Origin of the sequence: Aurantimonas sp. C2-5-R2 (assembly GCF_036549495.1) — a bacterium.
Taxonomy (GTDB): Bacteria; Pseudomonadota; Alphaproteobacteria; order Rhizobiales; family Rhizobiaceae; genus Aurantimonas; species Aurantimonas coralicida_A.
In genome coordinates, this window is the sequence record NZ_JAZHLJ010000262.1 from 1 (window position 1) to 771 (window position 771).

A 771-nucleotide genomic window follows, 5' to 3' on the forward strand; every position below is an offset into this window, starting at 1 on the left:
AAAACAGCCTATCCACTGGCCGGGTTTTACTCCGGCGCGGCCGACCCTCTCGCCGCCGCTTCGTGGCCTAATTTGTCACCGCCCTACACAACTGACCGCTTTGATGTAGGGATAGTTGCAGAGGGTTTGGATGCGGCTCGGATCTTTGGTGGCGCGGTTCCAGGCGTCGCAGCAAGCGTCGATGATGGCTTGCTTGTCGCGGAAGACGCGGAGGCTGAGGGAGGTCTCGCGCAGATAGAGCCAGAGCCGCTCGACCGGGTTGAGTTCGGGACTGTAGGGCGGAAGGGTGACGAGGGTGATGTTCGCCGGCACGTCGAGGGCCTTTTCACCGTGCCATCCGGCGCCGTCGAGAACCATGACGGCATGGACGTCGTCAGGAATGGTGTGGGCGAACTCGGCGAGGTAGAGGTTCATCATCGCCTTGTCGGCATAGGGCAGAACCAGGGCGAAGGACTGGCCGGTGGAGGGTTCGACGGCGCCGAAGATGTAAGTCCATTCGAAGCGCTGGTCGCAGAGCCCGGGTGGTCGCTTGCCGCGGGTCCACCAGCGGTGACAGAGGCGGCCTTTCTGGCCAACCCTTGCTTCGTCTTGATACCACAGCGCAATCCGCTTGTCGGGATGGTCGACCTTTGCCGCTTTCAGGGCCTCGGCGAGCCCTTTTTTTTAAAGCGCGCCTGGCGGGGGAATGTCCCGGTCTCTGTTGAAACTCTGAAGTAGGCGGCGTTGCCCGCCTTGAGCCGTTAGGCTCGGGGTGCCGATTCCACTGAGGAG

Annotated in this window: 1 protein-coding gene; it reads right to left on the reverse strand. The window is 62.4% G+C overall.

The window, feature by feature from the left end:
* Window positions 1-75: 75 nt before the first annotated feature.
* On the reverse strand, window positions 76-642 hold the full coding sequence (locus tag VQ044_RS25410) for an IS630 family transposase (protein ID WP_327650454.1): 567 nt from the start codon (window positions 640-642) through the stop codon (window positions 76-78).
* Window positions 643-771 lie beyond the last annotated feature (129 nt).